A 910-nucleotide genomic window follows, 5' to 3' on the forward strand; every position below is an offset into this window, starting at 1 on the left:
AACTACCTGTCCCAAAGTGGCAAATCCCGATCACCATCAAATCTCTATATCCAAACTCAACAATTGGTTTATTAGAGGAGCCGACTGTGGCCACAACCAAACTCACTTCCGCATTCCCGGTTCGTAGGCAAGATTTTGAATTCGAGCAAGTACCCAGATATTGGGTGAATGGCGACGCGTTCATGACTCACGTGTTCAATGGAATGTCTGCGCTGTTTCCAGACGGTGAACGTTTTTTTGTTGCTAGCGTCCGGGCTGTGCGCGAAGCCGTCAACGATCCGCAACTGCAGAAAGATATCAGCGCTTTTATCGGTCAAGAGGCAATGCACGCGAAAGAACATGAGAAGTTCAACCGGGGCGCAACCGAAAACGGTTATGATCTTAAAGCCTTGGAGGAATGGACCAAAAGCTTCCTGGCAGTGGCGGACCTCCCCGGCCTCAACAACAAAAGGGTTCGATTGGCGGCCACCGTTGCACTTGAGCATTTCACTGGCATTCTGTCGGCTCAGCTCTTACGACGCGAAGACATAGTGGAATCGATCGATGAATCAATGCGAAATCTCTGGATGTGGCATTGCGTTGAAGAAAACGAACACAAAGCCGTTGCCTTTGATACCTACAAACTCGTTTACGGAGAGGGCGCCGTTAACTATGCCATCCGGATGGGCACCATGATGCTCGCCACGATGTTAATCATGGTGGCCATCCATGCCTTCGTTGCGGAGCTCTTACGTCAGGATGGCAAACTGTTCAGTGGTAGGGAGTGGATGTCAGGTATGCGACAGCTCTGGGGCCAAAAAGGTATGTTCAGGCAGATCATTCCGGAGTTTGTCGACTACTTCAAACCGGATTTTCACCCTTGGAATCATGACACTGAATTCCTGCTCAAGCGGTACAGAAAACGCCTTGG

General features: G+C 50.1%; 1 protein-coding gene. It reads left to right on the forward strand.

The genetic code is table 11. The annotated features are described in order from the left end of the window. Positions 1–86 precede the first annotated feature (86 nt). Positions 87–910, forward strand: an 824-nt coding sequence (locus ACTZWX_RS17790) for a metal-dependent hydrolase (RefSeq protein WP_444715052.1), incomplete at its 3' end; no start/stop codon positions are given.

The organism is Marinobacter sp. NSM (genome assembly GCF_052380025.1).
GTDB lineage: Bacteria > Pseudomonadota > Gammaproteobacteria > Pseudomonadales > Oleiphilaceae > Marinobacter.